Origin of the sequence: Nostoc sp. FACHB-892 (assembly GCF_014698795.1) — a bacterium.
GTDB lineage: Bacteria > Cyanobacteriota > Cyanobacteriia > Cyanobacteriales > Nostocaceae > Nostoc.
In genome coordinates, this window is sequence record NZ_JACJTR010000005.1 from 324,966 (window position 1) to 345,578 (window position 20,613).

Annotated in this window: 17 protein-coding genes and 1 pseudogene; 17 read left to right on the plus strand and 1 reads right to left on the minus strand. The window is 41.5% G+C overall.

From position 1 onward, the window contains the following. The first annotated feature begins 20 nt into the window (after positions 1–20). The 8 genes from hemF (H6G96_RS09740) to H6G96_RS09775 all read left to right on the plus strand — a co-directional run bounded on the left by hemF (H6G96_RS09740) (position 21) and on the right by H6G96_RS09775 (position 10,071). The gene (gene hemF, locus H6G96_RS09740; RefSeq protein ID WP_190911259.1) at positions 21–1,019 is read left to right on the plus strand and encodes an oxygen-dependent coproporphyrinogen oxidase; all 999 of its coding nucleotides are present in this window, start codon (positions 21–23) and stop codon (positions 1,017–1,019) included. Positions 1,020–1,370: 351 nt separating this feature from the next. Next, positions 1,371–2,006, plus strand: coding sequence for an L-2-amino-thiazoline-4-carboxylic acid hydrolase (locus H6G96_RS09745; protein WP_190911260.1), 636 nt, complete (start codon positions 1,371–1,373; stop codon positions 2,004–2,006). A 232-nt stretch (positions 2,007–2,238) separates the two neighbouring features. After that, on the plus strand, positions 2,239–3,831 hold the full coding sequence (locus H6G96_RS09750; protein ID WP_190911261.1) for an FAD-binding protein: 1,593 nt from the start codon (positions 2,239–2,241) through the stop codon (positions 3,829–3,831). A 118-nt stretch (positions 3,832–3,949) separates the two neighbouring features. Further along, positions 3,950–5,290 carry a glutamyl-tRNA reductase gene (locus H6G96_RS09755; protein WP_190911262.1) on the plus strand — a complete coding sequence of 447 codons (1,341 nt, stop codon included), beginning with the start codon at positions 3,950–3,952 and terminating at the stop codon, positions 5,288–5,290. A gap of 164 nt (positions 5,291–5,454) precedes the next feature. Further along, positions 5,455–6,513 carry an aromatic ring-hydroxylating dioxygenase subunit alpha gene (locus tag H6G96_RS09760; protein WP_190911263.1) on the plus strand — a complete coding sequence of 353 codons (1,059 nt, stop codon included), beginning with the start codon at positions 5,455–5,457 and terminating at the stop codon, positions 6,511–6,513. 171 nt (positions 6,514–6,684) lie between these two features. Then, positions 6,685–7,770, plus strand: coding sequence for an aromatic ring-hydroxylating dioxygenase subunit alpha (locus H6G96_RS09765; RefSeq protein WP_190911264.1), 1,086 nt, complete (start codon positions 6,685–6,687; stop codon positions 7,768–7,770). A gap of 70 nt (positions 7,771–7,840) precedes the next feature. Continuing rightward, positions 7,841–9,118 (plus strand): glycosyltransferase, encoded by a 1,278-nt coding sequence (locus H6G96_RS09770; protein ID WP_190911265.1) that lies wholly within the window; start codon positions 7,841–7,843, stop codon positions 9,116–9,118. A gap of 161 nt (positions 9,119–9,279) precedes the next feature. Then, positions 9,280–10,071 (plus strand): FkbM family methyltransferase, encoded by a 792-nt coding sequence (locus H6G96_RS09775; protein WP_242063218.1) that lies wholly within the window; start codon positions 9,280–9,282, stop codon positions 10,069–10,071. A 66-nt stretch (positions 10,072–10,137) separates the two neighbouring features. On the opposite strand, the pseudogene H6G96_RS41230 reads toward H6G96_RS09775, so the two are convergent. Beyond that, positions 10,138–10,288: pseudogene (locus H6G96_RS41230) on the minus strand (IS5/IS1182 family transposase); the annotation flags it as partial. Positions 10,289–10,898: 610 nt separating this feature from the next. On the opposite strand from H6G96_RS41230, the gene H6G96_RS09780 reads away from it, so the two are divergent. The 9 genes from H6G96_RS09780 (at position 10,899) to H6G96_RS09820 (ending at position 20,570) form a co-directional block, all read left to right on the plus strand. Next, positions 10,899–11,735: an SDR family oxidoreductase gene (locus H6G96_RS09780; RefSeq protein ID WP_190911267.1), complete on the plus strand. Its 837-nt coding sequence runs from the start codon at positions 10,899–10,901 to the stop codon at positions 11,733–11,735. A 226-nt stretch (positions 11,736–11,961) separates the two neighbouring features. After that, on the plus strand, positions 11,962–12,906 hold the full coding sequence (gene rfbA / locus H6G96_RS09785; protein ID WP_190911268.1) for a glucose-1-phosphate thymidylyltransferase RfbA: 945 nt from the start codon (positions 11,962–11,964) through the stop codon (positions 12,904–12,906). A gap of 36 nt (positions 12,907–12,942) precedes the next feature. Then, positions 12,943–13,986 carry a uroporphyrinogen decarboxylase gene (gene hemE, locus H6G96_RS09790; RefSeq protein ID WP_242063219.1) on the plus strand — a complete coding sequence of 348 codons (1,044 nt, stop codon included), beginning with the start codon at positions 12,943–12,945 and terminating at the stop codon, positions 13,984–13,986. A 16-nt stretch (positions 13,987–14,002) separates the two neighbouring features. After that, positions 14,003–14,989, plus strand: a complete 987-nt coding sequence (gene hemC, locus H6G96_RS09795) for a hydroxymethylbilane synthase (RefSeq protein ID WP_190911269.1) — start codon at positions 14,003–14,005, stop codon at positions 14,987–14,989. 108 nt (positions 14,990–15,097) lie between these two features. Then, positions 15,098–16,090, plus strand: coding sequence for a porphobilinogen synthase (gene hemB / locus H6G96_RS09800; protein WP_190911270.1), 993 nt, complete (start codon positions 15,098–15,100; stop codon positions 16,088–16,090). A 115-nt stretch (positions 16,091–16,205) separates the two neighbouring features. Further along, entirely contained in the window at positions 16,206–17,246 is a 1,041-nt protein-coding gene (hemF, locus tag H6G96_RS09805; RefSeq protein ID WP_199339468.1) for an oxygen-dependent coproporphyrinogen oxidase, read from the plus strand. Between the two features lie 33 nt (positions 17,247–17,279). Next, positions 17,280–18,479, plus strand: a complete 1,200-nt coding sequence (locus H6G96_RS09810; protein ID WP_190911272.1) for an ABC exporter membrane fusion protein — start codon at positions 17,280–17,282, stop codon at positions 18,477–18,479. A gap of 21 nt (positions 18,480–18,500) precedes the next feature. Then, complete coding sequence (gene devC / locus H6G96_RS09815; RefSeq protein ID WP_190911273.1) at positions 18,501–19,667, plus strand: ABC transporter permease DevC; 1,167 nt, start codon at positions 18,501–18,503, stop codon at positions 19,665–19,667. A gap of 147 nt (positions 19,668–19,814) precedes the next feature. Then, complete coding sequence (locus tag H6G96_RS09820) at positions 19,815–20,570, plus strand: DevA family ABC transporter ATP-binding protein (RefSeq protein ID WP_190911274.1); 756 nt, start codon at positions 19,815–19,817, stop codon at positions 20,568–20,570. Positions 20,571–20,613 lie beyond the last annotated feature (43 nt).

A 20,613-nucleotide genomic window follows, 5' to 3' on the forward strand; every position in this document is an offset into this window, starting at 1 on the left:
ACCCAATCAAAAAAGCAATCATGTCTACAATCTTAGAACGATCAATAATCCAACAACTGGAACTGCCCGGAACAAAAGTGTTCAGACAAATGTTTGATAACACTTGTCAAGCGATCGAACAACTTGATGGCAAGGCTAAATTTATTGAACAACCGTGGACACGTAATAACGGCACTTGGGTAGGCGGTGAGAATAGTGGAGACTCGATTTATATTGACCGAGCTTTAGACAACGGCAATGTTTTTGAAAAAATCGGAGTCAACTATGTAGCGATCAAAGGTGAACTGCCTCCCGGAATGACTTTCCAAAATTCAGGAGCTTTAGCAACGGGTGAAGCGGATAAAACTCATAGCGATAAAGGTACTCCCTACTTTGCTACAGGTACTAGCTTTGTTATCCATCCCCATAACCCAATGGTTCCAATCGCCCATGTCAACTACCGTTATTTCCAACTGGGTCATAGTAACCAGCCAAATTATTGGTGGTTTGGTGGTGGTGCGGATCTAACCCCTGCATACCTGTTTGAAGAAGATGCAGTTCACTTTCATAAAATACACAAGGATGTTTGTGATAAACATGATGCTTCCTATTACCCACGCTTTAAAAAGTGGTGTGATGAATATTTTCATGTATCTCATCGTGGTGAAAGCCGAGGAGTTGGTGGAATTTTCTTCGATCATCTAAACAATCGCCCTGTAGAAGAACTTCTGGCGTTTGTTACAGACTGTACTGAGGCATTTGCTCTTGGCTATCTACCGATTGTAGAGAGGCGTAAAGATATGAACTTTACAGAAGAGAACAAGTACTGGCAGCGAATTGTTCGGGGACGTTATGTAGAGTTCATTTTAACTTCTGATCGCGGTGCTCGCTTTGGTATAGCCAGTGGCATGGTGAACCATCAAAGTGTTTTCAACTGTATGCCTCCTGCCGCTTCTTGGGCATATGATGATCAACCAACTCTGGGTAGTCAAGAAGCAAGCTTGAGAGAAGTTTTGAGAACTCCACGAGAGTGGGTATAGGCTTTCGGAATAGATAAAGACAGCGAACACAGTAAAGGTAGGTGTTGAATGACATGAAAATAACACAACTGTTGAACATGGAGCGATCAAAAGTTAAGAGTTGGATAAAACCTCAATTGAAAATATACAAAAGATTTCCACAAAAAGGAGGAAGTAATGTTATTTTACGAACAATAAAACTTTATTGGTCGGTAATAAATGAATTTGAAGTTGATATTGTATTAGCTTGTCGTGATATTCTCAGATATTTTCTGATTGTCTTGATCATTTATTGCCTATTTTCCACAGTTAAAGTTCATCCATAAAACTAGTTTTTGTTTGTGATTATTGTAAAATAAGAGGGAAGTGAAGATGGAAAATAAGATAGGTGTAGATAAGATAGGTGCAGGCGATCTGCGGATGGAAGACATCCTCAACATAGATGAATCTAAAGCTATGAGCTTGTTCCGGAATAGATTTGTAAGGTATAAAAAGCTGGCGAAGGAAATGGGAGATGAAGCCGCTTTTGAAAAAATGATGGAAAAGTATCCTGAACAGCAGAAAGCATTAATGGGTGCTTTTATCGATAATGCTACTCTAGCCGAAGGCTTCAAGAAACCGATTCCCCTGTTGAAAATGATGGGCTTTGTTACGGAAATAGTAGATATTTCCCAGAATGGAACAGATGCTACACTTGAAATTCAAAGAGTTTGCCCAGCTTTATCTCTTGCTAAAGAGTATGGTTTTGAAACGCCTTGCTATCTGCTCTGTGAAATGGAACAAGAGGCAGCCAGAAGAGCTTTTCCTGGTTTGAAAGCTTCAATTCTCAGTAAACAAGCTGAAGGTGACTGTGTTTGTGTCTTTAAGTATGAAAGACCAGAACAACAAGTAACACAATCCAGGAAAAGTACATCGAGCATCTTTTCCAAAGTCATAAATCTATTTCGAGTAGTTCCCGTTCTTATTCAGATCGGTATTAAGATGCTTAAGATTCGCCTTTCTAATTAAGTGGTAGTTTTGAACAATTCGCGGCCTATAGCTATTACAAATTTAGTAGTAGTTCAAAATTATTTTGATGAACTTAGTTTCCCGCCTTTACAGTTTGTTTGAAGCTGGCTTTATGTCCATCAAGCGCATATTTCTCGCCGCCTGAGAGGTAGTGAGTCAAAACGTTTAAATCATACGCGCATTATCAGTATCTAGTCTCTCTTTGTGAGTTTTTGCATTGTCAAGGTAAATCATGAACAGTGTTATCTCAGATCTACAACACATCATCGAAGGTGAAGTTAGCGGCATAGAAGAAGATTTAGTCGCAGTTTCTCAAGATTTCGGTGGCATTATTCAAAAACAACCCCAAGTTGTAGTTCGTCCTCAGAATGCAGCTGATGTGGCGAAATCAATACAATATGCTGCCAAGCAAGGGATAACGGTTTCTTCGCGGGCGGCAGGACATTCGCTCAGTGGTCAATCCCTAAACCAGGGAGGCATTCTTTTAGATATGAGGAGGCTGAACCAAGTTCATGACCTTGATGCAGACCAATTGTGTTTTAAGGCAGATGCTGGTGCAACTTGGCGACAAATTGTGAATGCATCAATTTTGCACCGTCTGATTCCTCCTGTTCTCACCAATTACTTTGATGTCACTATAGGGGGAACCCATTCGGCGGGAGGACTAGGGCAGAGTTCGTTTCGTCATGGCTCCCAAGCCGATAATTGCTTGGGGCTAGAAGTGGTTACTGGAACAGGAGAGTTGGCCTGGTGTACGCCAGAGCAAAACAGTGAGTTGTTTTATCATGCACTCTGCGGCTACGGACAATTCGGTATTATTACAAAAGTCCAGCATCGGCTTAGACCCTACCGTCCTTTCACCCGTACCTATTTCCTCTGCTACGACGACTTAGATACCTTTCTACAGGATGAGCAATTGCTAATAGCAGAGGATCAGGTGGATGGGTTACTGGCGTTATTTTCTCCTTGCATTATGGGCGTGGCTAAATCTGGAGAAAAAGGACTACGACCCCTCATTGAGTGGTTCTACAGGATGCAGATTACCTTAGAGGTTGATTCACTCAACGGCTTCAATGAGGAAAAATTGCTCTCAAGTCTAAATTTTTACCGTCATGTTTACACCGAAAATTTGACTTTTGAGAAGTTTGTGCAACCTGTGATCCAGATTCCTCATCTTCCCGGAATGGCAAATCCTTGGATTGATGTGCTTTTGCCGGGATCGACTGCAAAAGAATATATTGAAACGGTTCTTGAACAGGTTCCCGGGTTTATTGACTTCAGGACTACTCCCATCGGTTCCTTTGGGTTGGTTTCTCACAATACCAATATGCCTATGTTCGCCTTACCAGAAGAAGAGTTGGTTATCGGCTTTGGGATGTATCCCACTGTTCCCAAAGCTCAAATTCAGCCTATTTTAGAGCAGTTGAATCTGTTTACTAATCTAGCGTACCAAATGGGTGGTAAGCGGTATGTAGCAAGTTGGGCTGAATTGGATTTAGCACAGTGGCGACTTCAGTTTGGTGATTATTGGTTGCAAGTTAATGAATTGAAGCAGAAATACGACCCTCAGGGAATCCTGAACCCAGGGTTTATCAAATATGAAGACATAACCTATGCAGAGATGGAGCAGTTACACACTGTGTTTACTCAAACGGTTGTCTCTAAATCTTTACTGCCAGTTCCTCTCACCGAAGATGTTCCTGTGGCCGCACCGTCTGATTCTCGATTAACCTTTTCTCCTAGAGCGATCGCTTTAGCAGCCTTAGTAATTCTATTTTTCTTGCTGTTCGGTGTACCCTTATCCGGTCAGGCGTATCCGCTTTAATCTGTTGATTGGTATGCAAATTCGTGAGTGGAATCTACAACAAACTTTTGCTTTTTGAAACTTGTGTTTACCTCTAATTCAGCAGAAACCAGTTAATAAAAGCGTCAAAGGAGGAAGAATGAACATTATCGCCGTCGGTCTTAGTCACAAGACTGCTCCGGTTGAAATTCGTGAAAAACTGAGTATTCCAGAAGATAAAATTGAACAGGCGATCGCTTGTCTATGCAACTATCCCCATATCCAAGAAGCTGCTATTCTTAGCACTTGCAACCGATTGGAAATTTATCTGGCTGTCCTATCAGCAGAGCAAGCGATCTTAGAAGTGACTCAGTTTCTTTCAGAGCATAGTAAATTATCTAGCCAAGATTTGAATTATCATTTATTTATCTTGCTTCAGCAAGATGCTGTGATGCACCTGATGCAAGTTGCTTCTGGCTTAGATAGTTTGGTCATCGGAGAAGGACAAATTCTCGCTCAAGTCAAACATGCCTACAAACTAAGTCAACAGCACAATGGCATTAAACAGATTCTCAATCAACTCTTTAAACAATCGCTAACAGTTGCTAAGAAAGTCAGAACAGAAACTTCGATTGGTACCGGAGCAATCTCAATCAGTGCAGCAGCAGTAGAACTTGCTCAAGTCAAAGTGAAAGATTTGTCAGCCTATCGAGTGGCAATCGTGGGTGCTGGCAAGATGTCTCGATTACTGGTGCAACATCTATTATCTAAGGGAGCAAACCGCATTTCAATCATCAACCGCTCTATCGAACGGGCACAGGAATTAGCCAATCAGTTCAGCGAGGCTCAACTGCAATGCTATCTCCTGAGCGAAATGATGACGGTTATTGCTGCCTCTGATCTGGTGTTTACTAGCACTGCTTCTACAGAACTGCTACTAGATCGAGCCAAACTGGAGATGATATTGGCAGCTAATCAACCACTGATGTTGTTTGACATTTCCGTTCCACGCAATGTTCATGCTGATGTAAATGAGTTGGCTCACGTTCAAGTGTTTAATGTCGATGATCTCAAAGCTGTTGTAGTACAGAACCATCAAAGCCGACGGCAGGCAGCAACGGAAGCCCAAAGGTTGATTACAAAAGAGGTAGAAGCATTTCGTGCCTGGTTGCGATCGCTAGAAGCCATTTCTACGATTAGCTGCTTACGAGAAAAAGTAGAAAGCATTCGTGAGAAAGAGTTAGAAAAAGCAATGTCACGCCTTGGTTCTGAGTTTGGTAAAAAGCATCAAGAAGTGATCGAAGCACTCACCAAAGGGATTGTTAACAAAATCCTGCATGAGCCAATGGTGCAACTTCGCACACAACAGGATCTAGAAGCCCAACGCCTTGCCGTCCGGACTCTGCAAATGTTGTTTAACCTAGATAGCGAATTTCAAAATCGCTCTATTAGTAAAACAACCACGATCACTACTATTACTAAAACAATCACCAATATTTGATTGAATCGCTGGTTAAAGAGTCGGTTTAATCGGCGTGAATTGAGAAAGTACAGCTCAACAAGGAAGAAGCATTACGCGATCTCGCTACTGTTGATTGTTCATAACTCACCCTGAAACAAAAACAAAGGATTTCCCGCATCTAATCTAAATAGTAGGAACTAAGTATGTTAAAAAATTTTTGGTATGCTTGCCAACACAGCACAGCCGTCACCAATCAGCCCAAGCAAATTGTGATGTTAAATCAGAGGTTTGTCCTCTATCGCAACACTAAAGGACAAGTCATAGCGCTCCAAGATCAATGTCCTCATCGCGGTGCTGCCCTCTCTTTGGGCTGGATAGATGATGGCTGTATCCGTTGTCCTTATCATGGATGGAAATACCAAGCTGATGGACGATGCGTTGAAATTCCTGCTAATGCACCAGGAACACCGATTCCCCCAAAAGCTCGCATTGAGAGCTACCCTGTACAAGAAAAATATGGGTTTATTTGGATCTTTTATGGTGATTTACCAGAAGCAGAACGTCCACCAATCCCACCCCTTCCAGAATTTGAGGACTCAATTTGGTATCGTTGTTACTTAGACTTTCAAGTCAATACTCATTACACTCGAGTTTTAGAAAATTCTATTGATATATCCCATTTGCCTATCGTTCATGCGAATTCTTTTGGTGCAGGATTCCGTCAAAATCAGAGGGTTGAAGATTATGAAGTTCAGGAGGAACCTTGGGGCATAAGCGCTAAAATTAAATACAAAGATTACACAAAACCCAAGGGCTTTTTTAGTCATTTTTTCCCCTCAAAAGGCACAGAGGTAGAGACAAAATTTACCTTTTACTTTCCCAATATTACAAAAGTTGCAACTAGCTCTGGTCGTATCAAGATTATCAACTACGCAATTCATTTTCCTGTTGACAATAATACGACTATTAGTAAGCGAATTCTTTTCCGCAGTTTTTTACCTTATTCTTGGATGGACAATAGATTCCTCAAGTATTATACTAAGATTTATGCGGAAGATAGCCGAGTGAGTGAGTCTCAATATCCTAGAGTTGTTCCCCCTAACTTGTCCACCGAAGTCCATGTTGCTTCTGATGCTTTGCAAATTTCTTATCGCAAACTTTATCAAAAGTATATAGCGATGGGCTGGGGTTTAAACGAGCATCAGGGCTTATTACATAACAACTCGAATAACAATCTATTGCAACCATATCCTGTAAAATAGATGAATTAAATTTTCATTTCAGAATAAGTTGCATTTATCAAAGTATTTATTTTTCTCTTGATTCATAGTTTTTAGTGTATATTCGTCATTGAATTTGTTAAATAAAACTTATGAATGCAACTTAATTTTGAAATAACCAAAATAACTTAAAGAAATTAGGAATTAAGCACAATGTCAAAGAACTTAAATAATTTTTGGTACGTTTGTGAATTCAGTTCAGTTATTACCAATAAACCCAAACAAATCATAATGTTCAATCAAAGATTTGTCCTTTATCGTAACCCTGAAGGACAAGTGGTGGCACTCAAAGACCAATGTCCTCATCGCGGTGCTGCTCTCTCTTTGGGCTGGATAGACGATGGCTGTATCCGTTGTCCTTATCATGGATGGAAATACCAAGCTGATGGACGATGCATTGAAATTCCTGCTAATGCACCGGGAACACCGATTCCCCCAAAAGCTCGCATTGAGAGCTATCCTGTGCAGGAAAAATACGGATTTGTTTGGATTTTTTATGGCGATCGCAACTTACCAGAAACAGAACGCCCCCCCTTGCCATCAAATCTTCCAGAATATTTATTCTCAACGATGCGTGCTGCTCCTCATCTGGATCTGGATCATGCTAACTATATCCGCCTGATGGAAACTAATCTTGACTTTTCCCATGTCATCGCTGTCCATAGGAAAACCTTTGGTCAGAGGATTCCACTCAATTCAACTGTTCGATATCCTGTTGAAGAATATGAATCGAGCGCCGTTGCTGAATTCACTTATGAATCTTTAAGTAAGTCAAAAAGTTTGTTGAACTTTTTGCTCGGTGGACGCCCGCAGGTATCACTCAGATTAAGCTTTTTTCTTCCTAACTTCACGCTAGCTGAAATTAGCGTAGGGGGAGATACCAGATTTCCTATCAAATTCGCTGTTTTAGCAGGCTATTGTCCAATTGATGAGTATACGACTGCCGTCAAACGGATTTTATTTCGCAATATTTTACCCTTCCCTTGGCTAGATAAAGTCTTCACCCAACTTGATGCCAAACTTGCTTGGGAAGATACTATGGTAATCGAATCTCTAGATCCTCAAACACTCCCCGACATGTCAGAAGAACTTCACGTTGCTGCTGATGCTCTGGGTATTGCTTTGCGCAAGCTACAGCAAAAATATCTAGCGAAGGGTTGGGTTCTAGAGTCCTCTGATAACAAGTTGGATAACTCTAACAGACATCTAGCACAACCTTCTGCCTCTTTGGTGAACTAAATTTACGTTACAGAGAATTTACAGAGAGTAGATTAGTTAAACATCAATTAGTTCTTCTATTAGGAGATATATGGCAACTCTGTTGATAACTGTGCCAGCCGTTACTAGTCACATCCTTCCTATGCTGCCAACAGCCGAGGCTTTAGTTAAGCGAGGTCATCGTGTTCTGGTACATACTGCACAGCATCATTTTGACAAGGTACAGGCGGCTGGTGCTGAACTTATCCCAATGCCTGAACATTGTGACATTGTATATCGATTAGAAAATTCTTCAGTGCGCGTGCCTTCCTGGCTTCCTAAGTTTCTCAGTCAAGTTTGGTACTTTCGCAACGAAGTACTCGCAATGATCCCAGTCATGGTTGCAGAACTGGAAACCATCATTAAAAGGGAGCAGGTAGACTGTCTAATCGGCGACTACCTTGGTTTCGGCGCCTCTTATGCAGCGGAAAGACTTTGTATTCCCTACGTAACATTAACTATGTCTTGGGCGTTGACACCCAACGCTGATGCTATCCCTTTGTTTCTCTCATTACCGTTACCGTCTCGGGCTGTTCATGCTATAGCTGATTTTATATTCCCGCTACGTCGCATTCGCAATCAGATCGGTCTACCTCAACGTCCTAAAAACACACCGGCTGAGTTTTTTGCTGTGATAGTTTCCAATCTGCTGAATTTAGTAACTATTCACCAGGAGTTTATCCCTCCCAAGCAGCTTCAAAAAAATCAAGTGTTCATCGGTCCTACTGCTTTTGAGACACCTCGAACAAACGATAACCAACCCTTTGGAGCAAGCCTAGCGCCTGGTACCGTATTGGTTAGCAGCACTACCTCACCCAAGTCGGATGATGGTTTATTCCGTCGCTTGGTGGAATCGCTTGCTCAGACAGGAATTCCCATACTTGCTCTTTCTGGTAGTGCTACTGATATCCCCTCAGGACTTGGGGAAAATGTGCGTCTGGAAAAGTTTGTGCCTTTCGATGAAGTTTTGCCTTATGTTAGCGCGATTGTTACATCTGGTGGTTTTGGAACGGTGGGAAGGGCTTTTAGGATTGGCATTCCTATGTTAATTATCCCTGACCTTGAAGGAGACACTTTGTTTACAGCTATCCGAGCAGAGGAACTGGGTTTAGCTTATCATTTACCGAAAAGTAAAACCACTCCCAAAGTGATTCAATCTAAACTCAAAGCTTTGCTAGAAGATCATGCTCTGCATGCTAGACTTAAAGATTTGTCTCTTAAATTACGTTTAATGAACGCTCCAGAATTAGCAGCCAACGCAATTGAGGACATATTACAGAATTCACAGACGACGAAAAAAGTGCTCAGAGCAACTTACACAATGCCTTAAGCTACGAGATGACAATAGACAAGCCATCTATTTATTTCAATTTTGGAAACGTTCCACTTTGCAAATAATACAAAAGAACAGCAATAATTTGAGGAACTAATCATATTATGTCAACTTCAACTCCCAAAACTATCCTTTTCAACGGAATGCAAGTATTTTGCTTGCAAGAATATGAAGTGAAGTTTATTGAGAAAGAAATCCCAGGATATGTTAAAAATGGAATCGAGTTGCACGAAAATGACACTGTTTTTGATGTAGGAGCCAATATTGGTTTGTTCACACTTTGGGTATATCAGCAGTGTAATAAAAACGTGAATGTTTTTGCCTTCGAGCCTGTTCCAGCGGTTTTTGAAGTGCTACAACGCAATGCTCAAGAGTTTGATCCAAAAAAACTCAAAGTATTTCCTTGTGGGCTTTCACAGGAATGCAAAACCGTAAATTTTGCTTACCATCCCAACGTTACAGCAATGTCTCATGCCTATCCAAATAATTTAAAAGAGTTACAAAATGAAGTAAAGCAAACTTTTCTTTCTGGTTTCAAAGTAGGACCTTGGTCTATCCGTTGGATTAGTTGGCTGCCTCTAGTTCTCCAGTCATTTCTGGTTGATAAGTTACTAGAAAAATGGTTTCAGATAGAGCAAATTACTTGTCAGATGAGAACAGTATCAGATATCATAAAAGAGAATAATGTTAAACGAATTGACTTGCTCAAATTGGATGTTGAAAAAAGTGAGTTAGATGTCCTTTTGGGTATCGAAAATTCGGATTGGAAAAAGATAAAGCAAGTAGTTGCTGAAGTTCATAATTTCGATGGCCGACTTGAAAAGATTGTAGCTTTACTCAAAAGTCAAGGTTTGAGCGAGATTATCCTAGACCAGCAACTCGTTTTTAAGGGTTCAGAGCTTTTCGTTCTGTATGCACGGCGACAGAATTCTCAGCAGAAATCCTTTTGAGTTATACCTGACGTTGTGACACACATCTGCTGAATCTCGACTTAGCTCTGATTCATTAAGGAAAGCTTAATAAACTAACTGTCGAATCATCAAGCAAATGAGTGAGCAAAAAATCATAGCTTCACTAAAGCCTGTGTAAAATTCATAATCCTTACTCAAGCGCTGAAAATGATTGAGTCATCCAAAAAGTATGCTCAAAAATCCATTGCTTGTGTAAGGGACTTCCAACTAAAAAAATATTCCATCGCTTTGGCGAGCAGGGGAAGTAGGGGGCGCAGTGGAAGCAGGGGAGGAAGAATCTAATGAAACGATCATAGTCCGCTCCCAAAATTGAATAATTTAATTTCTGGAAGTCCCTAAGGACTCAAACTCATGTTTTTAGCCATAAGCTCCTATATCGACGATGAACAGGTCATAAGATAATACGGTTCAGTTAAGCATTTCTCTTTTCTCTCTGCGTCCTCTGCGCCTTGGCGGTTCGTTAAAAAATTGACTTTGATAATAGAGTTTTAGTTTTAGCTGAACCGTATTGCGTGATGAGAGTTAGGAACTTCCAAATAAAAAATATCCCAAAACTGACGCAAAAATTATCTCTATTTCTCCTCTCTCTGCGTCTGGAGTAGTAGCCTGCCACAAGCCGCTTCTTACGTTCGCGCAGCGTATCGCAGACAGACGCTCCTTGGCGTTTGCGTCTACGTTTATTTGAATAATTTATTTCTTGGAAACCCCTGATACAAGTTTTACAGGAAGAAGTAACCTCACCCCAACAAAGTCAATAAAGTCGATTTATTGACGGTGTAAGATAAATTATTTCATCAGTCGTTAGTATGTTTAATCCAAAAGATCCCAGAATCTCTGTATTCGGAAGTACTGGTTTTATTGGCTCTAGGTTTTGTTATCTCTACAAAGATGAAGTCATAAAAATACCAAGAAATGAGTATACACCAAAGTCAAAGGATATACTTTATTTAATAAGTACGACTCATAACAAAAATGTTTTTACTAATCCACAATTAGATATTAATACTAATTTAATAGTATTGATAAACGTCTTAGAGAAGTGTAAGGATAAGAATATAGTGTTTAACTTTATTAGCTCATCTCTTGTCTATGGAGACGGCGAATTACCAGCAACTGAAAGTACTGTCTGTAATCCAAAAGGTTTTTATGGTATTACCAAAAAGTGTGCAGAAGATTTGCTAATTTCGTATTGTAAGACTTTTAATATTGCCTATCGAATCCTCCGTCTGTGCAGTGTATATGGAAAGTCAGATGGAGAGATAATAAAAAAGAAAAATACTTTACACTTTTTAATAGAAGAGCTTAAAAATGATAGGCCTATAAAACTATATTTTTATGGAGACTTTATAAGAGATTATATGCATCTTGATGACGTAGTAAGGGCAATCTATATTGCTATTAAATCTGCTCCAATTAATTCAGTTATAAATATTGGTAGCGGTGTTCCCTATCGTTTTAAAGACTTAATTGAGAAAGCACAAAAAATAACACGCTCTCAAAGTGAAATTGAGATATGTCCTTCACCAGAATTCTACACAGTTGCTGAGGTAAAAGATATATTCCTTGATGTTAGGAAACTAAATTCTTTAGGCTTTAAGCCAACTATTACTGTCGAAGAAGGGATTGCACAGCTATGCAGTTGATCAAACAACATTTATAATTTTTAATTTTTTTATTAAATTAGGATTTTCTAAAATGGAAACATTTTTCATAACTGATAGACTTGGGTTTATGTACAAGCCTACTTTCACACATATAGTCTCTCCCCCACTTTAATAACTAACTGCTCAAACGGTTTAAGCAGAATTCAAAAGACAGGATAACAATACTCTTACAAAGAGCGAGATCCAACCATTTAAGGAATTAAGTATGAAGGGCATTATTCTAGCTGGTGGTTCTGGTACCCGATTGTACCCTCTCACGCAGGCAGTAAGCAAACAGCTAATGCCTGTTTATGATAAGCCAATGATTTACTATCCCCTGTCCACTCTCATGTTGGCTGGGATTCGTGAAATACTCATTATCTCTACGCCTACCCACCTACCACTGTTCCAACAAGTTCTGCAAGATGGTAGCCAGTGGGGTCTCAAGTTTAGCTATGTCGAACAACCAAAACCTGAAGGGATACCACAAGCATTCATCTTAGGTAAAGATTTTATCGGTGACGACTCTGTATGCCTAATTTTGGGTGATAATCTTTTCTATGGCAATGGTTTAGTTGAAGTGTTGACCTATGCAGCCAATTTGCATGAGGGCGCACTCATCTTCGGTTATCGAGTTACTGAGCCTCAGCATTATGGAGTAGTTGAATTTGATGTAGTAGGGCAGGTAGTGTCTTTAGAGGAAAAGCCCAAAATTCCCAAGTCTAACTATGCTGTGCCTGGTATTTATTTCTACGATTCTCAGGTTTGTGAAATTGCCGCCCAGCTCACACCCTCAGCCTGCAATGAGCTAGAAATTACGGACTTGAACCAGGTTTATCTGCGTCGAGGGCAATTGAGAGTAGAGCTTTTAGGTCGAGGGTACGCTTGGTTAGATACAGGAACTCATGAATCTCTTCACCAGGCTGCTAGCTTTATTCAAACTTTGGAACAACGGCAGGGTTTCAAGATAGCTTGTATCGAAGAAATTGCCTACCGCCAGGGATACATTGATGTGGAACAACTCTATCAACTGGCTAAACCATTATCTAAAAGCAGTTATGGGCGTTACCTAATAGACATTATCCATGGTGATATTCGTACTACTCAGGTTCCGCAAGTCAATCGGGTTATACCATTTTATGAAATAGCTGATACAAATAAAGCCTCTTAAATGATAAGAGGAATCCTTGAATATATGGAGAAATGTATGGAAAACTATAGGTTATTGCAAGCAGCCCGAGGTGAAGTACTGGATCGTCCGCCTGTGTGGATCATGCGTCAAGCGGGTCGCTATATGAAGGTCTATCGGGATTTACGTCAAAAATATCCCTCTTTTCGAGAGCGTTCTGAAAACCCTGATTTGGCAGTGGAAATTTCGCTGCAACCTTTCTATGCCTTCAAGCCCGATGGGGTGATTATGTTCTCAGATATTCTCACCCCGCTACCTGGTATTGGCATACCGTTTGATATTATCGAAAGCAAGGGACCAGTATTTGAAAACCCAATCCGTACACAGGCGCAAATTGATGCGCTTACACCCCTTGATCCCGAAATATGTTTGCCATTTGTGCGCGAGATTCTGACAACACTGCACAAAGAAGTGAATGGTCAAGCAACTATTTTAGGGTTTGTTGGCGCTCCTTGGACGCTAGCTGCTTATTGCATTGAAGGCAAAAGTTCAAAAGACTACGCCATCATTAAAGGTATGGCTTATTCACAGCCAACCATGCTGCATCAATTTCTCGCAAAACTTGCAGATGCGATCGCCATTTACGCACGTTATCAAATTAATTCTGGGGCACAGGTAGTGCAACTGTTTGATTCTTGGGCAGGACAACTCAGCCCTCACGATTTTAAAACGTTCTCTCTACCTTATCTGCAACGGGTCGTGCAACAAGTCAAAGCAACCCACCCAGACACACCCCTGATTCTATATATCAACAACAGCGCTGGAATCCTTGACTTCATGGCACACTCTGGCGTAGATATCGTTAGCGTAGACTGGACTGTTGATATGGCAGTGGCACGGCAACGGCTCGGTGCAGATATTGGAATTCAAGGAAATATTGATCCGTGTGCGTTATTTGGTTCTCAAGAGTTTATCCGCAACTGCATCCTCGACACAATAAACAAAGCAGGGAACCAAAAACACATTATGAACCTCGGTCACGGTATTTTACAGAACACTCCAGAAGAGAATGTTGCTTTCTTTTTTGAAACTGTTAAACAATCCAACTATATTGTGCAATAATTCTAACTCACGCTATATGACTACACTCCATTCCACTTCATCTACGATTTACAGTTCTACTCGCACAATTCGCATTGGTTCTCGTAAAAGCCAACTAGCTCTGATTCAAACTTACTGGGTGCAAGAACAACTCCAGAAACGCTTTCCTAATATTTCTTTTGAAGTTCAAACTATGTCCACCCAAGGCGACAAAATCTTAGATGTTGCCTTAGCCAAAATTGGGGACAAGGGACTCTTCACCAAAGAACTTGAATTGGCAATGCTAAACAAAGAGATTGACTTTGCTGTTCACTCTCTTAAGGATCTGCCGACTCGTTTGCCAGAGGGGTTAATGTTAGCAGCTGTAACAGAACGGGAAAACTCAGCAGATGCTTTAGTTGTGCATGAAAAATACAAAGATAAGCAAATTGATACGCTACCAGAAGGTGCAGTGATTGGTACATCTTCCCTACGACGGCTAGCACAGTTGCGCCACCACTTTCCTCACTTCACGTTTAAAGATGTGCGAGGAAACTTGAATACGCGGATGGCAAAGCTGGATGATGGGGAGTATGATGCATTGATTTTGGCAGTTGCCGGATTGCAACGATTGGGGATGAGCAATCGCATTCATCAAGTTTTGCCAACTGACGTTTCTCTCTATGCTGTCGGACAAGGAGCCTTGGGCATTGAATGCCGTAGCGACGATCTAGAAGTCCTATCGCTCCTTAAGGCAATTGAACACATCCCAACCCGTGATCGCGTTCTTGCCGAACGTGCCTTCTTACGAGAATTAGAAGGCGGTTGCCAAGTGCCAATCGGAGTTGATACCCAGTTGCAGGCAGATACACTAACGTTAACGGGGTTAGTCGCCAGTGTGGATGGTAAACAGGTGGTAAAAGATTCTGTGACTGGTTTTGTTAACGAGGCAGAACAGCTAGGGATTCAACTGGCTCAAACTTTGCGGCAACAAGGAGCGCAAGACATTTTGGAGGAAATTTTTAAGACAGTCCACCGGAGCTAAGAAACTTGCTGGTAAAGCATATTTGCGAAGAACTTAGGATAGCCTCTGCATTGTTTAGTTAGATCAAGTCCATTTGATGGATGACCAATTTTATCTTTAATCACCACTATGTTTCCAATTCATCGCCCTCGTCGCCTGAGAAGTCATCCGCAACTTCGTCGGATGGTGCGTGAGACTGTTTTGACAACCAGTGATCTTGTCTACCCCCTCTTTGCCGTACCTGGTAAAGGAATCGCCAAAGAAGTGAAATCCATGCCTGGTGTTTACCAATTGTCGGTAGACAAAATCGTGGAAGAAGCCAAGGAAGTTTACGATCTTGGCATCCCTGCAATTATCCTATTTGGTATTCCTCAAGATAAAGACTTAGAAGCAACGGGCGCATGGCATGATTGTGGTATTGTGCAGAAAGCTGCTAGTGCTGTGAAACAAGCAGTGCCAGAACTAATTATTATTGCTGATACCTGTTTATGTGAATACACTAGTCATGGACACTGCGGCTATCTGGAAGTTGGTGACTTGACTGGGCGCGTCTTGAATGATCCAACACTAGAGTTGCTGAAGAAAACAGCGATTTCTCAAGCTCAAGCTGGTGTAGATATCATCGCTCCTTCGGGGATGATGGACGGGTTTGTGCAGGCAATTCGGATTGGATTGGATGAAGCTGGCTACCTTGACACTCCGATTCTTTCATATACCGCAAAGTATGCTTCGTCTTACTATGGCCCTTTCCGAGATGCTGCTGAGTCAACACCACAATTTGGCGATCGCCGCACATACCAAATGGATCCTGGTAATACCCGTGAAGCCCTCAAAGAAGTTGAACTTGATGTCGCTGAAGGGGCTGATATGCTCATGGTGAAGCCAGCCTTAGCATACATGGACATTATCTGGCGCGTGAAGGAAGCAAGCCAATTACCTGTTGCTGCTTATAACGTTTCTGGCGAATATTCCATGATTAAAGCCGCAGCACTCAACGGTTGGATAGACGAACAACGGGTGGTTATGGAAACATTGACTGGCTTTAAACGGGCTGGTGCTGACTTAATTCTGACCTACCATGCCAAAGATGCTGCTCGTTGGTTAGCTAAACTTGGCAATTGAACTTTCTAGCTCTGAAATTCTTGTGGGGTAAGAATCTTGCTTATCCTACAAACTGAGCGGGTAAAATGCTCACCTCACAGGAATAGATATTCACCTTTCAGGAGATTAAGTTGAGATGATAATGACTGCTTCGACTTCTCAAGCAACCCAATCCAAATCTTTACCTCCAGCTGATGCAAAGGCTAGAGTCAGCCAATTCATGCAGCAGTTGCAAGATAACATTTGCCAGAATTTGCAACAACTCGATGGCGTAGCCACATTTCAGGAAGATACATGGGAACGGGCTGAAGGGGGTGGTGGGCGATCGCGCGTTCTACGTGATGGTGGGGTTTTTGAACAAGGTGGAGTCAACTTCTCTGAAGTTTGGGGTTCCCATCTTCCATCCTCAATTTTGGCACAACGTCCGGAGGCAGCTGGACATAAATTTTATGCCACAGGCATTTCTCTAGTGTTGCATCCTCGCAATCCTTATATACCAACGGTTCATCTCAATTACCGCTACTTTGAAGCAGGTCCAGTTTGGTGGTTTGGTGGTGGTATAGATTTAACACCTTACTATCCTTTTGCTGAGGATGTGGCTCATTTCCATTCCACGCTCAAACAAGCCTGTGACGCTCACCATCCTGAGTATTATCCAGTGTTTAAGCCCTGGTGCGACGAGTATTTTTATCTGAAACATCGCCAGGAAATGCGGGGTGTAGGCGGTATCTTCTTTGACTACCAAGATGGTCAAGGTCATCTGTATCGAGGCCCCAATATAGAAAATCCAGCAGCTGTTTATAGTAACCAAATTGGAACCATAGAATCACGTACCTGGGAAGAATTATTTGCTTTCGTGCATAGTTGTGGAGAGGCTTTTTTACCAGCATACGTACCGATTGTAGAGCAGCGACGCTTAATGGAATATGGCGATCGCCAGCGTAACTTCCAGTTGTATCGCAGAGGTCGTTACGTAGAATTCAACCTAGTTTATGACCGTGGAACAATCTTCGGTCTGCAAACAAATGGGCGCACAGAGTCAATTTTGATGTCGCTACCACCTGTAGTTCGCTGGGAATACGGCTATAAACCAGAACCTAATACACCAGAAGCCGAGTTGTATGAAACTTTTTTAAAGCCTCAAGATTGGGCTGACTGGACATCTCAGGTCAGATAAAAGAGCTATTAATCACTCCACACAGAACTCAAGATGAACTTCCAAATATTATCAAAGCGTTCAAATCAATGGACGTTTGCCCTGATTGTTGCTGCCACTGCCATCTCAGGCACAATTGTTTTCTATAGCATTTCCCAATTCAGACAAAATGCCCAGCCAACGGTCGTTGTAAAATCTGCTCCAATCGTTCGCAAAATCACCGCTTTAGGACGCATAGAACCAGCAACGGAAGTTATCAAAGTCTCTGTACCTGCTACTCTCAGCAATGAGCGCGTGGCTAAACTACTAGTGCAACGGGGCGATGGCGTTAAAGCAGGCCAGGTCATTGCAATCATGGATGCACAAGCTCGTTTGGAAAATGCCTTATTTGAAACGCAAGCACAAGTCAAGGTATCGCTCTCAGAATTGGCAAAGGTGAAAGCTGGCGCTAAATCTGGGGAAATTGCCGCACAAAAAGCTGAAATTGTTCGCCTTCAAAAACAGTTAAAAGGTGAAATTGCTAGTCAACAAGCCACGATTGCTCGTTGGGAAGCTGAGGTACGAACTGCCAACTCTAACTACAATCGCTATTTCTCACTTTACCAAGAAGGAGCGATCGCTTCTTCAGAGCGAGATCAAAAGCTGCTTGTTTTAGAAACAACACAAGCACAGCTTAACGAAGCTAAAGCTAAACAAAACCAAACCGCAGATACAATACAGCAGCAAATCAGACAAGCCAGAGCTACCTTAGAGAAGATTACTGAGGTGCGTCCGGTTGATATACAGGTAGCTCAAGCTGAGGTAGATAAGGCAATCTCAGCAGTCAAAAAGGCTAATGGTGACTTAGCCCAAGCATACATCCGCGCACCGATGGCAGGTCGCATTCTCGATATTTACGCTAAACCTGGAGAAGTCGTTGGCACAGATGGCATTGCTGAACTGGGACAAACTAGCCAGATGCAAGTCGTGGCGGAGGTTTATCAGACTGATATTGAGAAAATTCAACAAGGTCAACCAGCGATGATCACAAGCGAATCATTTTCTGGTAATCTTCGTGGAACCGTTCGTTTAATTGGATTGCAGGTCATCCCTCAAGAAGTAACTAGTGGCGAACCCGGAGAAAATCTTGATCGCAAGGTAATTCAAGTGAGAATTCAACTCAATCCAGACGATAGCCGACGGGTTGCGAATTTAACCAACTTACAGGTACAAGTCGCTATTCAACCCAAGGCGTTATCAAGCAATAGTCAGTAGACACTCTAATATCAAAATTTTATGTTTCCTAAATTATTCCGTAAAACACCGCTAGCTTGGCTGCAAATGAGTCGCCAAAAAACCCGTCTGCTGGCTGCGATCGCGGGAATCACCTTTGCCGATTTTTTGATGTTTTTTCAACTTGGCATCAGGGATGCATTATTGGATTCGCAGGTTAGTCCATACGCCACACTCCAAGGAGATTTGTTTTTAGTTAATAAGTTATCTGATAACCTTGCATCAGTCAAAAGTTTCTCAAGAGATAAGCTCTATCAAACATTAGGTGTTGATGGTGTAGCATCCGTTAGACCGTTGTATATTGGTCAAGCAACGTGGCGAAATCCTGACAGCCAAGCTAGTCGTCAAGTCTTTGTTTACGGGATTGATCCGAATCGGTCAGCCTTTAGTTCTCCAGATATCAATCAAAACTTGGATAAACTGAAGTTATTAAATCGAGCATTGTTCGACAAAGGAGGGCTTCCTCAACTGGGAAATGTATCTGCTTTATTAAAGAAAAATAACCCCATTTCCGTTCAGGTCAATAACTTTGAAATTAAGGTTGTTGGATTATTTGTACTCGGTTCTTCCTTTTCTGCTGAGGGCAATATCATCACGAGTGACTCTACTTTTTTAAGACTCTTTACTCGTCGTAAAGCGGATGAAATTGATGTAGGTATCATTAAACTGCAACCTAATACATCAATTGAGCAAGTGCAGGCAAATTTGCGAACAATTTTGCCCGATGATTTACTGGTGCTAAATCTTAATGAATTCACCGCCCGTGAACGCACATATTGGGAAACAGGTTCTCCTATCGGCTTTATCTTTGGGCTTGGCGTAGCAGTCGGTTTTTTAGTCGGAGCGGTTATCGTCTACCAAATTTTATACACAGATGTTTCCGATCATTTGCCAGAATACGCAACATTGAAGGCAATGGGCTACAGTGATAGGTATTTAATTGGGATTATTATTCAAGAGGCGCTTTTCTTAGCGATTTTGGGCTTTATACCCGGTTTTCTGCTTGCAAATGGACTTTATACTATTTTTAGGTCTGCAACACTTCTACCGATCGCAATGAAACTGAACCGTGCGATCGCGCTGCTGGTGTTGACTATGATCATGTGTGCTGGAGCCGGAGCGATCGCTATGCGAAAGCTACGAGCTGCTGATCCTGCTGATATCTTCTAAATTTTTAATTTTTTAGGACTTTACCCTTCTAGAGGATGTGATCAAATCTTGAGTTGAAGTTTGTCAAAGCCTCACATCTCAACTCATAAATTTCTACTAATACTAATTGTCCATAACAAAACTGAAACTCGTAATTATTGAATATTCATGCTTAAAGAATCTATTCAAGAAACTCAAAACTCAAAATATAAAACTCCAAATTATGATCCAAAACCTATTATTTCTGTTCGGCAGCTTAACTACTACTTTGGTTTAGCACAACTTCGCAAGCAGACCTTGTTTGATATTAATCTAGATATTTATCCAGGTGAGATTGTGATTATGACCGGGCCATCCGGTTCTGGTAAAACCACACTACTAACGCTGATAGGAGGTTTACGTTCAATGCAAGAAGGTAGCCTCAAGATATTAGGGCAGGAGATGTCGTGTGCAAATAAGCGGCAAATCATGGAAGTGCGAAAGCAAATTGGCTACATTTTTCAAGCACATAACTTGCTAACCTTCTTAACAGCAAAACAGAATGTACGAATGTCTTTAGAACTGCATAACAAGTATCTAGAGCAAGATATGGATAAGTTGGCAAGTGACATTCTTAACACAGTTGGTTTAGGCGATCGCGTCGATTATTATACAGACAATCTTTCTGGAGGACAAAAGCAACGAGTGGCGATCGCTCGTGCCTTAGCTAGTCATCCCCAACTTGTTCTTGCAGACGAACCGACGGCTGCCCTTGATAAGAAATCAGGACGCGATGTTGTAGAACTTATGCAGCGTCTAGCCAAAGAGCAGGGATGCACAATCTTATTAGTTACTCATGATAACCGAATCCTTGATATTGCCGATCGCATAGTTCACATGGAAGATGGACGATTGTTAAAGGAGTCCAAAGAACAGAAAATATAAAATTTCATGCTCAAATCAAAGGATGAACCATAAAAAGCTTCTT